Annotated in this window: 15 protein-coding genes; 13 read left to right on the plus strand and 2 right to left on the minus strand. The window is 65.1% G+C overall.

Annotated features, from left to right (window positions below):
• Positions 1-2: 2 nt before the first annotated feature.
• The gene (locus P0652_RS05715) at positions 3-227 is read right to left on the minus strand and encodes a sulfurtransferase TusA family protein (RefSeq protein WP_284177804.1); all 225 of its coding nucleotides are present in this window, start codon (positions 225-227) and stop codon (positions 3-5) included.
• A gap of 63 nt (positions 228-290) precedes the next feature.
• Between P0652_RS05715 and P0652_RS05720 the strand changes: the two genes are divergently transcribed.
• Entirely contained in the window at positions 291-1577 is a 1287-nt protein-coding gene (locus tag P0652_RS05720) for a c-type cytochrome (RefSeq protein WP_284177805.1), read from the plus strand.
• A 7-nt stretch (positions 1578-1584) separates the two neighbouring features.
• On the opposite strand, the gene P0652_RS05725 is transcribed toward P0652_RS05720, so the two are convergent.
• Positions 1585-3651 (minus strand): 4Fe-4S binding protein, encoded by a 2067-nt coding sequence (locus tag P0652_RS05725; RefSeq protein ID WP_284177806.1) that lies wholly within the window; start codon positions 3649-3651, stop codon positions 1585-1587.
• Positions 3652-3813: 162 nt separating this feature from the next.
• Here P0652_RS05725 and P0652_RS05730 point away from each other — a divergent pair, with 162 nt between their 5' ends.
• From P0652_RS05730 to P0652_RS05785, 12 genes are all read left to right on the plus strand, one after another.
• Positions 3814-4557: a biotin/lipoate--protein ligase family protein gene (locus P0652_RS05730; RefSeq protein ID WP_284177807.1), complete on the plus strand. Its 744-nt coding sequence runs from the start codon at positions 3814-3816 to the stop codon at positions 4555-4557.
• 1 nt (position 4558) lies between these two features.
• Complete coding sequence (locus P0652_RS05735) at positions 4559-5104, plus strand: DUF6505 family protein (protein ID WP_284177808.1); 546 nt, start codon at positions 4559-4561, stop codon at positions 5102-5104.
• On the plus strand, positions 5101-6117 hold the full coding sequence (locus P0652_RS05740) for a DUF6352 family protein (RefSeq protein ID WP_284177810.1): 1017 nt from the start codon (positions 5101-5103) through the stop codon (positions 6115-6117). The genes P0652_RS05735 and P0652_RS05740 overlap by 4 nt, the downstream gene beginning before the upstream one ends.
• An 11-nt stretch (positions 6118-6128) precedes the next feature.
• Complete coding sequence (locus P0652_RS05745) at positions 6129-6626, plus strand: DUF3305 domain-containing protein (protein ID WP_284177811.1); 498 nt, start codon at positions 6129-6131, stop codon at positions 6624-6626.
• A 3-nt stretch (positions 6627-6629) separates the two neighbouring features.
• The gene (locus tag P0652_RS05750) at positions 6630-7286 is read left to right on the plus strand and encodes a DUF3306 domain-containing protein (RefSeq protein WP_284177812.1); all 657 of its coding nucleotides are present in this window, start codon (positions 6630-6632) and stop codon (positions 7284-7286) included.
• A 92-nt stretch (positions 7287-7378) separates the two neighbouring features.
• On the plus strand, positions 7379-8206 hold the full coding sequence (locus P0652_RS05755) for a molecular chaperone TorD family protein (protein WP_284177813.1): 828 nt from the start codon (positions 7379-7381) through the stop codon (positions 8204-8206).
• Positions 8203-8415, plus strand: coding sequence for a formate dehydrogenase (locus P0652_RS05760; protein ID WP_284177814.1), 213 nt, complete (start codon positions 8203-8205; stop codon positions 8413-8415). The genes P0652_RS05755 and P0652_RS05760 overlap by 4 nt, the downstream gene beginning before the upstream one ends.
• A gap of 10 nt (positions 8416-8425) precedes the next feature.
• Positions 8426-11395 carry a formate dehydrogenase subunit alpha gene (locus tag P0652_RS05765; RefSeq protein WP_284177815.1) on the plus strand — a complete coding sequence of 990 codons (2970 nt, stop codon included), beginning with the start codon at positions 8426-8428 and terminating at the stop codon, positions 11393-11395.
• Positions 11396-11410: 15 nt separating this feature from the next.
• A complete protein-coding gene (gene fdh3B, locus P0652_RS05770) occupies positions 11411-12007 on the plus strand; it encodes a formate dehydrogenase FDH3 subunit beta (protein ID WP_284177816.1) in 597 nt (198 codons plus the stop codon).
• Positions 12008-12075: 68 nt separating this feature from the next.
• Positions 12076-13083, plus strand: coding sequence for a formate dehydrogenase subunit gamma (locus P0652_RS05775; protein WP_284177817.1), 1008 nt, complete (start codon positions 12076-12078; stop codon positions 13081-13083).
• Positions 13084-13145: 62 nt separating this feature from the next.
• Positions 13146-13661 carry a molybdopterin-guanine dinucleotide biosynthesis protein B gene (mobB, locus tag P0652_RS05780; protein ID WP_284177818.1) on the plus strand — a complete coding sequence of 172 codons (516 nt, stop codon included), beginning with the start codon at positions 13146-13148 and terminating at the stop codon, positions 13659-13661.
• A gap of 30 nt (positions 13662-13691) precedes the next feature.
• Positions 13692-14951 carry a molybdopterin molybdotransferase MoeA gene (locus P0652_RS05785; protein ID WP_284177819.1) on the plus strand — a complete coding sequence of 420 codons (1260 nt, stop codon included), beginning with the start codon at positions 13692-13694 and terminating at the stop codon, positions 14949-14951.

The following is a 14951-nucleotide window of genomic DNA, read 5'->3' on the forward strand; positions in this document are numbered from 1 at the left end:
GTTCAGGCCTTCTCGATTTCGAAGACGAGGCGATCCGGCTCGCGCCGGCTCGAGAGCAGCCTGTCTCCGGTTTCGCGGATGAGATTCGGGATATCGATTTCGGCCAGCGGGTCATTGGCTGTCACGACAAGGCGCGTGCCCGGCGGGAGGCCCTTCAGCGCCTTGCGCGTCTTGAGGGCCGGCAGAGGGCATTTCAGCCCCATCAGGTCGAGTGTCGTTCCGCCCACGCAATAGCCCCCTGTGGCAAGTTGGATCTTCCCGTTCCGAAACCCCTTCGCATATGTTGAGGCATGTCGTCGACGTCGAGAGGCCTCGCCTCGTTTTTCCTGCTGATCGCCGCCGCTCTTGCCGGCAGCACGGCGCCTGCCTGGGCAGTGGATCTCCGCGGCCATGGCGGCCCCGTTCGCGCCATTGCCATGGGGTCAGGGGATGTCGTAACCGGCAGTTTCGACACCACCATCATCCGGTGGGACCTTGCCACGGGGCGGGCGCTTCTCGTGCACCGCTTCCATGACGGGGCGGTGAATACGGTCCTCCGGTTGCCGGATGGCGGTTTCGCGACGGCAGGCGAAGATCGCCGGATCGCAATCTGGCGCGCAGGCGAGAGCCAGCCGCACCGGGTTCTCGAAGGCCATACCGGGCCAATTGCCGGTCTTGCCCTGTCGCCGGATGGTCAGCAACTGGCCTCCGCCAGCTGGGACGGGACGGTGCGGCTCTGGCCGCTGGCCGGTGGCGAGGCGCAGCGGGTCGAGGGGCATCGCGGGCCGGTCAATGCTGTGGCCTACTTGCCGGACCGGACGCTGGTCACCGCCGGGTATGACGGGCTGGTCCGCATCCTCCGCCCGGGCGGCAGCCCGCTGCAGGTGGAGATCGGCCTGCCGGTGAACACACTGGCCATTCTCGGTGGTGAAATTCTGGCCGCGGGAGCGGACGGGCAGCTGCGCTTCATCGATGCGGCCAGTGGCGCCTTCGAGGCCATGCCCGTTGTCGAGGTGCCGATTGTTGCGGTGGCGGTCGAGCCGAAGGCGGATCTCGTGGCTGTTGCCGGCTTCCGCGGCGCGCTGGTGATGATCGAGCGTGGCTCGCGCAAGGTGTTCCGGCGGATGGCGGGCCCGGCCTTTCCGCTCTGGTCGCTTGCCTTCTCGGCCGATGGGCGGGAAATCCTGACCGGCGGTGCCGACCGGCTTGTCCGCCGCTGGCTGGTCGCGACGGGCGAGCCGGTCAATCCGGTGCTGGCGGACCAGACTGATGCCCTGATCCAGCGCTTCGCCTATCATCGCGGCGCCGAAGTGTTCAAGGCCTGTATTGCCTGCCATACGCTGACGCCGGATGATGGAAACCGGGCCGGGCCGACCTTGCACGGCGTGATTGGCCGCCGGATCGGGACAGCGCCGGGCTATGTCTATTCGCCGGCCCTGACCGCGATGGATATTGTCTGGAGCCGCGAGACCATCGCCAAGCTTTTCACCGTGGGGCCGATGGCCTATACGCCGGGCACGAAAATGCCCGAGCAGCAGGTGCGTGATCCTGCCGACCTCGAGGCGCTTGTCGACTTCATCGAGAAGGCGTCGCGCTAGCCCCGGTTCAGGATTTTTCCTCATCTTCCGGATGGGTTCGGAAATAGTCCTCCGTGGTGCGGACGCGCGGACGCTCGGGCCCGGCATAGGGGTCAAAGCCCTGCAGGGTGGCGGTCTCGATGCGGCAATCGTCGCAATAGCCGATCAGCTTCAACCGGTCGGCGTTCGGGCCGGAGAACATCCAGTGCTTGCCGCCAAGCTTGGTCTTGATCTTCTCGATGGTCGAACGCGTGCCAAAAAGCTTGCCGCATTTGTCGCAGGGATAGGGCTCCTCCTGCTTCAGCGAGACCGGGGCGGCGTTGATCCGCGTGAAATCGAGTTGCGGCACCAGGGAGATGACCTTTTCCGGGCAGGTGGCCTGGCAGAGGCCACATTGCACGCAGAGATCCTCCTGGAAGCGCAGTTCAGGCCGGTCGGGATTGGCGCTCAGCGCATCGACAGGGCAGGTCGACACGCAGGACAGACAGAGCGTGCACCCTTCCGCATCGACCTCGACCTTGCCGAAGCCGGCGCCCTTCGCCAGCGGCACGATGGCGGGTTGCTCCGGCGCGACGGCGTGCCATTCCCGCAGGGCAAGCATGGTCAGCGGGCGCTTCGCCCCGAGCGGCAGGAAGCTGGCCTTGCCCGCCTTGCTGCCGGCCGGCAGGGCACGCAGGCCCGCCAGCAGGGCATCGGGATCATCGGTGCCGAGTACGGCGAAGGCTTCCGGCGCATGGCCCAGGGCGGGAAGCAGAGCTGACAGCGTCTCGCCAAGCCGGACCAGCGGGGTGATGTCATGCTTGGGCTTCGCTTGCGTCAGCACCGCGATGGCGGCGGCGCCATAGGCGAAACTGCCAGCGACTTCCGCCAGATCGAGCTGTGTCACCTCGTTGAGCGCGAGGGGGATGACGCGGGCGGGCAGGCCATCGCCGAACCGGGCAAGGGCGTCGATCATCGGTTCGCCATGGTCCGCATCGTGGAACAGCAGAACCGCATCGCGGCCGCCAGCCTGATCATAGGCGCGGAGCATGGTCCGCACCTTTTTCAGCACGTAATCCGTCGCTGGCAGCGCATAGCTCGCCGCACCGGTCGGGCAGACCGAGGCGCAGCCGCCGCAGCCGGCGCAGATCTGCGGATCGATCGCCACATGGTCGCCGGCCGGGCTGATGGCACCGGTCGGGCAGATTTCGATACAGCGCGTGCAACCCGTGATGGTCGAGCGCGAATGGGCGCAGAGCCCGGAATCGAAGGTAATGTATTTCGGCTTGTCGAACGTGCCGACGAGGTCCCGCGCGCGGCTCACCAGCCTGTCGAGCCCGACCGGATCCCGCGGGTCAGCGCGGAGATAACCATCGCGCAGGTCATCCGCCGAGAAAAGCGGCCGATCGCCGGTGACATCGATGATGAGGTCGCAGGTCGAGCGGGCCTGGTCGCGCGGATCGCCGAAAGCCAGCGCCGCGCGGGAGGAGGCCAGCGACAGGGCGAAATCATCAACGACCAGCTGGAAGGCGCCGAGATGGCCGCTGGCCTGTCGGATGCGGCCGCGCGCGATCGGGAATTCCCGCTTCGTCGGCGGTGCGACATCTTTCGGGCTGCGGAGAATGACGGTCACGTCGAGGGTATCGGCAAGGCGCCGCGCGACGTCGATAGCCGTGGCATCGGTTCCGTAGACAAGGGTGACCCCCTGGCTCTCGAGCGTGACGAAGGGCAGGGCGGGCGGCTCGAGCAGGGCACCGGCCAGCAGGGCCGCCATTTTCGGCCCGGCCGCCGCGGCCTCGGTCGACCAGCCGCCGGCATTGCGGATATCGAGATAGGTCTGGCTGCCGGAATAGCCGGCATCCTCGAGCACGCCGCGAAGGGTGGCCTCCTCCTGCCGGCAGGCAAGAACCAGCGATCGGGCGCCGCCAGCCAGCCGGGCGAGCCGGTCCTGTTCGCCGCCGCAGAGATTCGAGCAGGCCACGATCGAGCCCTCGGCCACGCCCAGCCCGGCTGCCATGGCCGCGAGATCGGGCGTGAAGGTCTTTTCGCAGGAGCAGACGACGATCTGCGGCGTCTTGCCGTCCGAGAGCGTGCCTTCGGGTGCGCTGGGGGGCATGCGATGCCGGCTCCTCTCCGGTCGGGCATCCTGAATGCCCGCTCTTGTCTTTTTTGGAATGTCTTCAAATAAGAATGTCTCGCCGGAAGCAAGGGGGATCTGCCGGGTGCTCCAGATCCCTGGCGGGTCTTCCGGCATCATTACGGCCTCGAAAGCTGGACCATGGATGATATCGCACGGTTTCCTCCCCTGATTTCCCCGATCCGCCTCCGCGAGCGCGAAGATGCGTTTCAGGCCGCTGTCACCGGCGCGCAGGCAACGGGCGACGCCCATCGCGGGGCGGGGAGCCTTTATTATGTGGGCCGGTTCGAGCTGATCGAGTTGGCTTTGGTGCTCGAACCCGAGGAACCATTATGGCTGGCACGGAAAATCTTCTTTGCCGGAATGAATGCCCTGGCCGAGGCGCTCTCGGTGCTTTCGCCGCCGGAAAAGCCGATCACGATCCGCTATCCCGGCTCGCTCTATTTCGATGGCGCGCTGGTCGGCGGGGGGCGGCTCGGCCATCCGCCGGGGGCGGATGAGCAGGCCCCGCCCGACTGGCTGGTCTTCGGGGCGATGGTACGGGCTGGCGGTGTCCGCGAACTCGGGGTTGGCCTTGCGCCCGAAATCACCACGCTGGATGACGAGGGCTTCGAGGCGTGGAACCCGCCGGAATTCGCGGCCTCGTTCTCGCGGCATTTCCTCGTCGAGGTCGATTCCTGGCAGGAACGCGGCTTCTCCGGGATCGGGCCGCGCTACCTCTCCTTCCTCGAGAAGGATGATGCGAAGGCGCGGCGCGGCATTGACGAGAATGGCGACCTGCTGATCCAGGGGACCGGCGGCGAGGCGAAAGCGCGGGAAAAGCTGGCTCCGGCGCTTGCGCGGCCGGACTGGTTCGACCCGCTGCTCAACGAACCGCGGGGCTGACATGCCGAAGCTGCTGCGCACGATCCGCCTCGATCCTTCCGACGCTTTCGTCTTCACACGGGCGGCCGAGCCCGGCGAATGGGCGGTGCCGGGTACGTTCCTGTTCTGGGAGCAACCGGTGGACGGGTTGCTCGGCAAGGAGCGCGCGGCGTTCCGCTCTGGCCTGCTGGGCGCGGAAAGTTTCGGCTGGTCGACTTTGGCGACGATCGTCGAGGCGACCGATCTCGAACGTGCGCTCTTGGTCCGCCAGCTTGCCGAGCAACTCGTCGCGCGATGCGGTGCGCCCGACCTTGCGGCCGCCCTGCCGGCCGCGGAAAGCGAGGTCGCCTATGCGGAAGAACTGGCCGCTCCCGGGCCCGGCGTGCTTGTGGCGATCCACCGGGTAGTTGAGAATGGCGAGATCGTCGAACGGTTCCGGACGTTGCTGCCGGGGACAGATGAACGCCATTCGCGGGCCTTCAGTTTCATGGAGGTGCCTGACGAGATGCCAGACGAACAACTCGACCTTGCCGGCATGGTGGATGCCAAGGGAATGGACAAGACATGATTCCGGAACGGCCTGATTTCTGGGTGGCGAGCGGCCATCACCTCGTTGACCGGATCGAGGGCGGCGGCCTTGTGGCAACGGATGCGTTTCTGCAAGCCTATCTCGCGCGGCCCGAACTGGTGCCGCCGGCCGAGGCCTGTCCGGTCGAGCGGGGCCTGCATGCCAGCCTGCTCCAGACGCCGCGCCAGGCGGTGGCGGCGGACGAGATCGCGCTGATCGCCGATCCGGATGCACGTGAGAATCTCGGGCTGTTCCTCGCCTTCCGGGACCGGATTCTCGCCGCGCCGACCCTGGAAGCAGCCTATCTTTCGCTGGTCCGGGGTGACCTCTCCGGCATCCCGCCACTCTTCCTCCAGCAACTGGTGCATCTTGTGGCCCGGAATGCGTTCGACGCGGAGGAGGATGCCCATGTGTTGCGGGCTGCCGAATGCTTCTGGCGTACCCAGCGTGTGACGATCCATGAAGGCTCGGTGCTGCTCGCAGATCAGGAGGCGATCGAGCAACATGAGCACGCGCGGGATCATTCGCCCCTGCTCTCGATGCTCGGCGGGCCCGCCGTGTCGGAACTCGAGGTGCTCTCCCCCGAGAACGCCTCGCGCTATCACGGCCGCAGCGATGCGCATGATCTTGTCTTCGACCTGACCAATCCGACGCATGGCCGGCCGGCCCTTGCCCGGGCAATGACAGGCTGGATCCGGCATCTGCTCGGGGTCGAGATCGCCTTCACGCCAGTCGATGCGTTTTCCGAGGAGCGCTTCGCCTGGTTCATCGCCCTCGATGCCGAGGGCACGGCCATCGGCAACCGCGTCTGGAACGGCGAGACCCTGAGCGATGACCAGCGGGCGCGGCTTCTCGCGCTGTTCACCTTCACATTGCCTGACCATGCCCGGATCCGCCCTGACAAGAGAGGCCGCAAGGCCTTTGCCCTGCTCGGATCGACTGCGGATCGGCTTGTCCGGATCAAGCCACAGAACCTGATTGCCGGCCTGCCCCTGGCGCCGGATGCCGGTTGAGGAGGCAAGCGATGGCCGAGGACAGCATTGCCGTGGGCGTCATCGTCGAGAAGCGGAAAGCGGCAAGCCCGTGGATCGACCATACCTGGTCGCCGGTGGCGGTCCTGCCCGGACTGCCGGAGGCCGCGCCGATGACGCTGATCGAGACCCTGCCGGATGGCGAGCGCTATTATGCCGGCGCGGCACGCATCACCCTCGCCTCGGTGGATACGGCGAATTATCGCGACAACATGATGAGCGGCGCCCCCAAGCTCTGGGTGGCCATGCGCGAGGATCATCCCGATGCAGGGCTCATACTGGTTGCCGTAACAGCTGATCCGGCCGAGGGCGAGGCGCATACGGAGACCGGCACGAATATCGTCGATACCGTGCCGATGGTGCCGGAAATCGCCCATTTCGTGGCGCAGTTCGTTGATATGCATCATGTCGAACGGGAATTTTTCAAGCGCAAGCGTGACCGGGCCGATCCGGATCGGCTGGCGCGCCGCCCGATGGGCAAGGAAGGCTAGGCCATGAGCCAGGGCGAAGGATTTCTCAGCCGCTGGTCGCGGCGGAAGCTGAAGCCGGAGCCGGAGGCCGGCGCTTCGGTTCCGGATGACCCGTCATCGGTGCCTGCCGCGGTAGAGGGCGAGCCCATGCTTTCCGCAGAGGCAGAGCCCGAATTCGATGTCTCGACGCTGACGCCCCTCGAGGCTCTGACCTCCGAGAGCGATTTCACCCAGTTCCTGCAGAAGGGCGTGCCGGAAGCGCTCCGCAACGCTGCCCTGCGCAAGATGTGGGTGCTTGACCCGGTGCTGAGCGCGCCGGATCGCTTCGCTGAATATGCGTGGGATTTCAATGATCCCACGGCGATGCCTGGATTCGGCCCGATGGAGGCCGGGTTTGATCCCGCTTCCATGTTGCGGCGGATCATGGGCGAGAAGGATCCGGAGGTGCCGGTGGAAGACGGGGCGGCCGGGTTGCCGGCCGACATCCCGGCCGCGAATCAGGACGAAGCGCGCCTCGAATCGCCCGAGCCGGTTCCCTTGGCTGATTCACCGGCTGCGGGGCAAATTGTCGCGATTCCGGAGGATTCCGGTGAATACTCGATGGTTGCCAAGGAAACTGTCGATGAGACCCCTGAAACTATCGCGCCTCGCCGGCGCCATGGTGGCGCGCTGCCAAACTGAATAATGAATATGCTTGCGCGTCATAGGACCATCCTATAATCTCGAACCATTCCAGTTTAGAAGACGGCAAAAGCCGCAAACTCGGGTTCGGGATGAGAGACGCAGGCCTTCAGGAAGCCATTCGAGCGGTTGGTGGCATTTCCGCCCTGTCGCGTCTGCTTGGCATCGCACAGCCCTCAGTTTCAATCTGGACGCGGGTTCCTGCCGAGCGGGTTGTCGCGGTCGAGAATGTCACCTCCGTTCCTCGCCACATCCTGCGCCCCGATCTCTATCCCCCTGCGGATGATGTTCCGCCGCTCGACGCGATCGACGAGGCGCGCTCGCGGCTGTATCTGCTCCTTTCGCATCTCCTGCTGAAGGTTCCGGACGAGCGCGTGCTGATCGATCTCAGGCGGCTGCAGGGCGATGACAGTGCTCTCGGGCAGGCGCTCATGGCACTGGCCGATGCGGCCGATGTGCCTGGCGCGGACCGGATCGCACGCGAGCATTTCGATCTCTTCATCGGTGTCGGGCGGGGCGAGCTGCTTCCCTATGCCTCGTATTACCTGACGGGCTTCCTGTATGAGCGGCCGCTTGTGCGCGTGCGTCAGGACATGCGGCGGCTGGGTGTCGAGCGCTCGGAGGGCATGTCGGAGCCGGAGGATCATCTCGGCTTCCTGCTGGAGACAATGGCAGGGCTCATTGCCCGTCGATTTGTTGCCGAGCCGACCGAGCAGAACCGTTTCTTCGCGCGCCATATCCAGCCCTGGGCAGAGCGGTTCTTCGCTGATCTGGCCAAGGCCGATTCCGCGAATTTCTACCGCAAGGTCGGGGCTCTCGGCCTCGAATTCATGCGGATCGAACGCGAGGCCTTCGCTCTCGATCCCAACATTTCCGAATCATCCGATGCGATCGACGCCAGCCAAGGAGCAAGCGCATGAGCACGAAAAAAGACGATAATCCCGAAAAGGTTGACCGCTCCCGCCGTAGCTTCCTGCAGGCCGGCCTCGCGGGCGCCTCCGCCGCGGCGGCCGCGACCGGGGCTGCTGTCGTGCCGGCTGCGGCCAGCGAGAATGACGCCGACAAGAAGAAGGCGCGCTATCGCGAGACCGACCACGTCAAGACCTACTACGCAACCAATCGCTACTGAGGAAAACGCCATGCTGATCAAGCGCAAGGAAGGGCAAGCCGCCCGCCAGGGCCTCGCTGCAGCTTTGGCCGCCACCGGAGCCGAACGGCTCGACCGTCGCGCATTCCTGCGCCGGTCCGGTCTGGCGGCCGGGGGGCTCGCGGCCATCGGGTCGATCGGCTTCGGCTCGGTCCGCGAGGCCCAGGCCAAGATGCCGGTTGCCGGCAAGCCGGTCGAGATGAAGAAGAACATGTGCACCCATTGTTCGGTGGGCTGCACGGTGAAGGCCGAGGTTCAGGAAGGCGTCTGGGTTGGCCAGGAGCCGGCCTGGGAAAGCCCGATCAACCGCGGCACGCATTGCGCCAAAGGCGCGGCTGTGCGCGAACTGGTCAAGGGTGAGCGCCGGATCAAGTATCCGATGAAGCTCGTCAATGGCGAATGGCAGCGTATCTCGTGGGATGTCGCTTTCGACGAGATCTCGAAGAAGATGCTCGAGATCCGCGAAAAGTCCGGCGCCGACTCGATGTGGTTCCTTGGTTCCGCGAAATTCTCGAACGAGGGGGCTTACCTGTTCCGCAAGTTCGCGGCCTATTGGGGCACGAACAACGTCGATCACCAGGCCCGTATCTGCCACTCCACCACCGTGGCGGGCGTTGCGAACACCTGGGGCTACGGCGCGCAGACCAATTCCTACAATGATATCCGCAATGCCAAGACCATGATCATCATGGGCGGCAACCCGGCGGAAGCGCATCCTGTTTCGCTGCAGCACGTGCTGAGCGGCAAGGAAGTCAACCGTGCCAACATGATCGTCATCGATCCCCGGATGACCCGCACGGCCGCGCATGCGACGGAATATGTGCGGATGCGCCCGGGCACCGACATTCCGGTGATCTGGGGCATGCTCCACCACATCTTCAAGAATGGCTGGGAAGACAAGGACTTCATCCAGCAGCGCGTCTATGGCATGGACATGGTGCGCAAGGAGGTCGAGAAGTGGACCCCGGCGGAAGTCGAGCGTGTGACCGGCATTCCGGGCGCCCAGCTCGAGCGTGTCGCCAAGACCTTCGCCACCGAGAAGCCCTCGACGCTGATCTGGTGCATGGGCGCCACGCAGAAGACGGTTGGTACCGCCAACGTTCGCGCGTTCTGCATCCTGCTGCTGGCCACCGGCAATGTCGGTGGTATGGGCAATGGCGCCAACATCTTCCGCGGCCATTGCAACGTGCAGGGCGCGACCGATCTTGGCCTCGATGTCACGACGCTGCCGCTCTATTACGGCCTCGATGCCGGTGCCTGGGCCCATTGGGCGCGTGTCTGGGAAACCGAGATTTCCTGGCTCCGTGGCCGCTTCGACGTCACCAAGGCGCCGGATGGCAAGGAAACCTCGATGATGAGCGTTCCCGGCATTCCGTCGACCCGGTGGTTCGACGCCGTCAGCATGCCGAAGGACCAGGTTGCCCAGCGTGACAACGTCAAGGGCCTCTTCATCATGGGCCATGGCGGCAACACCGTCACCCGTATGCCGGAAATGGTGAAGGGCCTCGAGAAGGCGGAACTGCTCGTCGTCGCCGATCCGCATCCGACCACCTTCGCCCATGTCTCGAACCGCAAGAACGGGACCTACCTGCTGCCGATCTGCACCCAGTTCGAATGCTCTGGCTCGCGCACGGCCTCGAACCGCTCGATCCAGTGGGGCGAGAAGGTCGTCGACCCGATCTTCGAAAGCGCGAATGATTACTGGGTGATGCACCAGTTCGCCCAGAAGCTCGGCTTCGCCGACCGGATGTTCAAGAACATCACGATGGTGAAGGGCAAGTACGGCATGGAGCCGGAAGCCGAATCGATCCTGCGCGAGATCAATCGCGGTGGCTGGTCGACCGGTTATTGCGGCCAGTCTCCGGAGCGTCTGAAGGCGCATATGAAGAACCAGGACAAGTTCGACCTGGTCTCGCTGCGCGCCCCGAAGGATGCCCCGGCGGAAGTCGCCGGCGATTATTACGGCCTGCCCTGGCCGTGCTGGGGAACGCCGGAATACCGGCATCCGGGCACGCACCAGCTCTACAATACCAACCTGCACGTCAAGGATGGTGGCGGTACCTTCCGCGCCCGGTTCGGGGTGGAATACGAGGAGCCGCAGGCCGATGGTTCCAAGAAGAAGATCAATCTCCTCGCCGAAGGCTCCTTCTCGAAGGATTCCGAGCTGAAGGACGGCTACCCGCAATTCACCTACGGGATGCTCAAGAAGCTCGGCTGGGACAAGGACCTCACCGAAGCGGAGAAAGCCACGATCGAGCGGATCGGCGGCAACAGCCCGGACGGCGTATCGTGGGCGATCGATCTCTCCGGTGGCATCCAGCGGGTTGCGCTCGAGCATGGCTGTATCCCGTTCGGGAATGGCAAGGCCCGCGCCAATGCCTGGAACCTGCCGGATCCGATCCCGGTCCATCGTGAACCGATCTACACCCCGCGCACCGATCTCGTGGCGCAATACCCGACCCGTCCGGATTTCCGTCAGTTCCGTATGCCGAATATCGGCTTCACGGTGCAGAAGGCGGCGGTCGACAAGGGCGTCGCGAAGGAGTTCCCGATCATCCTGTCGTCCGGCCGTCTGGTCGAGTACGAGGGCGGTGGGGAAGAAACCCGGTCGAACCCCTGGCTGGCCGAGTTGCAGCAGGACATGTTCGTCGAGATCAACCCGGCGGATGCGGCCGATCGCGGCATCAAGGACGGTGCCTGGGTCTGGGTGCTTGGCCCCGAGAACGGCTCGAAGGCCCGCGTCAAGGCCATGGTGACCGAACGTGTCGGCAAGGGCGTGGCCTGGATGCCGTTCCATTTCGGTGGCTGGTTCCAGGGCGAGGATCAGCGCGGCAAGTATCCGAAGGGTACGGACCCGTATGTCCTCGGGGAAAGCGTCAATGCCGTGACGACCTATGGCTACGATCCCGTCACCGGGATGCAGGAAACCAAGGTCACGCTCTGCCAGATCCGCGCCGCGTAAGGGAGGAATTGAACAATGGCTCGCATGAAATTTCTCTGCGACGCGGACCGCTGCATCGAGTGCAACGCCTGCGTGACTGCCTGCAAGAACGAGCATGAAGTGCCGTGGGGCATCAACCGCCGCCGCGTCGTAACGATCAACGACGGCAAGCCGGGCGAACGCTCGGTTTCCATGGCCTGCATGCATTGCACCGATGCGCCCTGCGCCTCGGTCTGCCCGGTGAGCTGCTTCTACACCACGGCGGATGCGGTGGTGCTGCACTCGAAGGATCTCTGCATCGGTTGCGGCTACTGCTTCTACGCCTGTCCGTTCGGCGCGCCGCAATATCCGAAGACCAGCAACTTCGGTTCCCGCGGCAAGATGGACAAGTGCACCTATTGCGCCGGGGGCCCGGAAGCCGATGGCAGCCAGGCCGAGCTCGACAAATACGGGCGCAACCGTCTGGCCGAGGGCAAGCTTCCGCTCTGCGCGGAAATGTGCTCGACCAAGGCGCTGCTGGCCGGGGATGGCGACATCATCGCCCAGATCTACAAGGAACGTGTGGCCAAACGTGGCTATGGTTCCGGCGCCTGGGGCTGGAAAGTCGCCTACAAGGAAACCGTGGCGCTCTGATCGCCGAATGCCGGTGCGCGGGGGCAACCCCGCGCTGATCCAGACCATGAGATGAGAAGGAGGCCACCATGGCTTCAAAACTCTCCGCCGCGTTTCGTGCGCTCGCTTTCGGTCTCCTTGCCGTGTTCGCGGCTTCGAGCCTTCCCGCCCTCGCCCAGCAACCGACCAGCGTCAATCCGACGGCGCAGGCGGTCAAGGAAGAGCAGCTTCTCCAGGCCCTCAAGCCGGGCGCTCCGGTGGCCGGCCGCATTTCCATCCCGGACAAGCAGGCAGCCAACCTGATCCAGCCCGGCCGTGACTGGCGCGCCTTCAACCAGGAGACGCTGCCGAGGCTCGGCGCCTATTCGCTGATCGGCATCGCGATCGTGCTGGTGGCCTTCTACATGATGCGCGGCAAGATCCGGATCGATGCCGGCCTGTCGGGCATGAAGATCCTGCGCTTCGGTGCGCTGGACCGGTTCACGCACTGGCTGACCGCGACGAGCTTCATCGTGCTGGCCATTACCGGGATCAACGTCACCTTCGGCAAGATCGTTCTGGCGCCGGTGATGGGCCCCGAGGCTTTTGCGGCCTGGGCCGGTTTTGCCAAGCTCGTGCACAATTATGTCGGCTTTGCCTTCATGGCCGGTGTCCTGCTCACTTTCCTGATCTGGGTGAAGGACAATATCCCCAGCGCCGTGGACGTTCAGTGGTTTGCCGCAGGCGGTGGCCTGCTCGGCAAGGGCCATCCGCCGGCCAAGCGCTTCAATGGCGGCCAGAAGATCATCTTCTGGAGCGTCGTTGTCGGGGGTTTCCTGCTTTCCCTCTCGGGCTGGCACCTGCTCTTCCCGACAGCCGAAGCGATCGAGCATGTGCAATGGCAGGCCACGTTGCATGGCACCACGGCCTTCGTGATGATCGCCATCATCATCGCCCACATCTATATCGGCTCCGTCGGCATGGAAGGCGCCTTCGATGCGATGGGGTCGGGCGAGGTCGATCTCAACTGGGCCAAGGAGCATCACTCGCTCTGGGTCGAGGATGTCATGAAGGGCAAGCGCCCTGCCGGCAACGCTGCGCCGCAGCCGGCTGAATGATCCAGCCTTTCAGAGCTTGAAAAAGGGCGCGATTCGCGCCCTTTTTTCGTGAGGAGGCAGGCATGCGGATCATTGGACTGGCAGGCTGGAGCGGTGCAGGCAAAACAACCCTGGTCTCGAAGCTCGTCCCGCATCTCGTCGGACAGGGTTTCCGTGTCTCGACGCTGAAACATGCCCATCACCGGTTCGAGATCGACCAGCCGGGCAAGGACAGCTACCAGCACCGCATGGCGGGGGCGACCGAAGTGCTGGTCAGTTCGGCCAACCGTTTCGCGCTGGTCCATGAATTGCGCGGTGCACCGGAATGGACCCTGCCGGAGCTGCTTGGCAAACTTGCGCCGGTCGATCTGGTGCTGGTGGAGGGCTTCAAGCGCGAGCGGCATCCGAAGATCGAGATCTTCCGCTCCGGGAACGGCAAGCCGGCCCTGCATCCCGATGATCCGCATATTGTCGGCATCGCGACTGACCGGCCCTTCCCGTCGGTGGTGCTGCCGCAGGTCCATCTTGACGACATCGCGGCCATCGCCCATCTGGCGCTGGAAAAGGCCGCGCATGTGCGCGAGATCTTTCCGGGCTGATTACCCGGTCGGCCAGCGGGGAGCCCGGATTTGGCGCAGCTTTCGAATGATTGTTTTGCATTCAGTGGCACGCTGCTCCGCCTGAATGCGGCGCTCGACGATCTCGCGGCCCGCCTTGTTCCGGTGGCGGAAGTCGAGAATGCCCCGCTCGCCGATGCGCAGGGGAGAGTGCTGGCTTCTGCCCTGCTGGCACCTGTGCCGGTTCCGGGCTTCGCCAATTCCGCTGTCGATGGCTACGCAGTTCGACATGCCGATCTGCAGGCGGAAGGGCCGACGTGCCTGCCGGTCTCCGGGCGCGTCCCGGCCGGAGCGCTTGCGGTGCCGGCCTTGGTGCCCGGGCATGCCATGCGCATCTTCACCGGTGCGATGATGCCCCCGGGTGCCGATACGGTGTACATGCAGGAAGATGTGACGCTGGATGGTGATGCGGTGATCCTGCCGCCCGGCCTGAAACCGGGCGCCAACAGCCGCGAAGCGGGCGAGGATTTCGAACCTGGCAAGCCGGTCCTGTCGCCGGGGAGCCGGCTCGATGCGCGGAGTCTTTCTGCGCTGGCGGCTCTGGGCATCGGCGTGGTGGCGGTGCGGCGGCCGCTCCGCGTTGCCGTCTTCTCGACGGGAGACGAGCTGCGCGATGCCGGGCATCCCGCGCCGCTCCCGCCGGGTGCGATCCGGGATGCGAATCGTCCCATGCTGCTGGCGCTGCTCCGCAATCGCGGGCTCGCCGCCACCGATCTCGGTATCCTGCCGGATTCACGAACCGCCATCCGAGAGGCGCTGGTTGCTGCCTCGGAGGACCATGACGTGCTGCTGACCAGCGGCGGCGTCTCTACCGGCGAAGAGGATCATGTTCGTTTCGCGGTCGAGGAGGCCGGGCGGCTCGATTTCTGGCGCCTCGCCATCAAGCCGGGCCGACCCATCGCCATGGGCCATCTCGGAAAGGCCGTCGTGCTTGGCATGCCCGGCAACCCGGCCGCGGTTCTGGTGACGTTTTCGCGCTTCGTCGGCCCCGTGCTGGACATGCTTGCCGGCGCCCGGCCCGTCCGCCCGTTGCCACGCTGGCTGCCTGCCGGGTTTTCCTATCGCAAGAAGGCCGAGCGGCTCGAATATGTCCGGGCAAGCATCATCAGGAATGCGGGTGCGCTCGAGGCCTGGCGCTTCCCGCGCGATGGTGCGGCCCTGATCTCTTCACTGATCGAGACCGACGGTCTCGTCGAGCTGGAAGAAGAAAGGCTCGCCGTTCAGCCGGGCGAGCCTGTGGCGTTCTATTCCTATGCCGACCTGATGGTCTGA

This window comes from Rhabdaerophilum sp. SD176, from assembly GCF_030143245.1.
Taxonomy (GTDB): domain Bacteria; phylum Pseudomonadota; class Alphaproteobacteria; order Rhizobiales; family Beijerinckiaceae; genus Rhabdaerophilum.

Coding starts and splice junctions, on each gene's coding strand:
- P0652_RS05765 (WP_284177815.1), top strand. CDS start 8,426: ATGCTGATCAAGCGCAAGGAAGGGCAAGCCGCCCGCCAGGGCCTCGCT.
- P0652_RS05725 (WP_284177806.1), bottom strand. CDS start 3,651: ATGCCCCCCAGCGCACCCGAAGGCACGCTCTCGGACGGCAAGACGCCG.
- P0652_RS05720 (WP_284177805.1), top strand. CDS start 291: ATGTCGTCGACGTCGAGAGGCCTCGCCTCGTTTTTCCTGCTGATCGCC.
- P0652_RS05735 (WP_284177808.1), top strand. CDS start 4,559: ATGCCGAAGCTGCTGCGCACGATCCGCCTCGATCCTTCCGACGCTTTC.
- P0652_RS05775 (WP_284177817.1), top strand. CDS start 12,076: ATGGCTTCAAAACTCTCCGCCGCGTTTCGTGCGCTCGCTTTCGGTCTC.
- P0652_RS05745 (WP_284177811.1), top strand. CDS start 6,129: ATGGCCGAGGACAGCATTGCCGTGGGCGTCATCGTCGAGAAGCGGAAA.
- P0652_RS05755 (WP_284177813.1), top strand. CDS start 7,379: ATGAGAGACGCAGGCCTTCAGGAAGCCATTCGAGCGGTTGGTGGCATT.
- mobB (WP_284177818.1), top strand. CDS start 13,146: ATGCGGATCATTGGACTGGCAGGCTGGAGCGGTGCAGGCAAAACAACC.
- P0652_RS05740 (WP_284177810.1), top strand. CDS start 5,101: ATGATTCCGGAACGGCCTGATTTCTGGGTGGCGAGCGGCCATCACCTC.
- P0652_RS05760 (WP_284177814.1), top strand. CDS start 8,203: ATGAGCACGAAAAAAGACGATAATCCCGAAAAGGTTGACCGCTCCCGC.
- P0652_RS05730 (WP_284177807.1), top strand. CDS start 3,814: ATGGATGATATCGCACGGTTTCCTCCCCTGATTTCCCCGATCCGCCTC.
- P0652_RS05750 (WP_284177812.1), top strand. CDS start 6,630: ATGAGCCAGGGCGAAGGATTTCTCAGCCGCTGGTCGCGGCGGAAGCTG.
- fdh3B (WP_284177816.1), top strand. CDS start 11,411: ATGGCTCGCATGAAATTTCTCTGCGACGCGGACCGCTGCATCGAGTGC.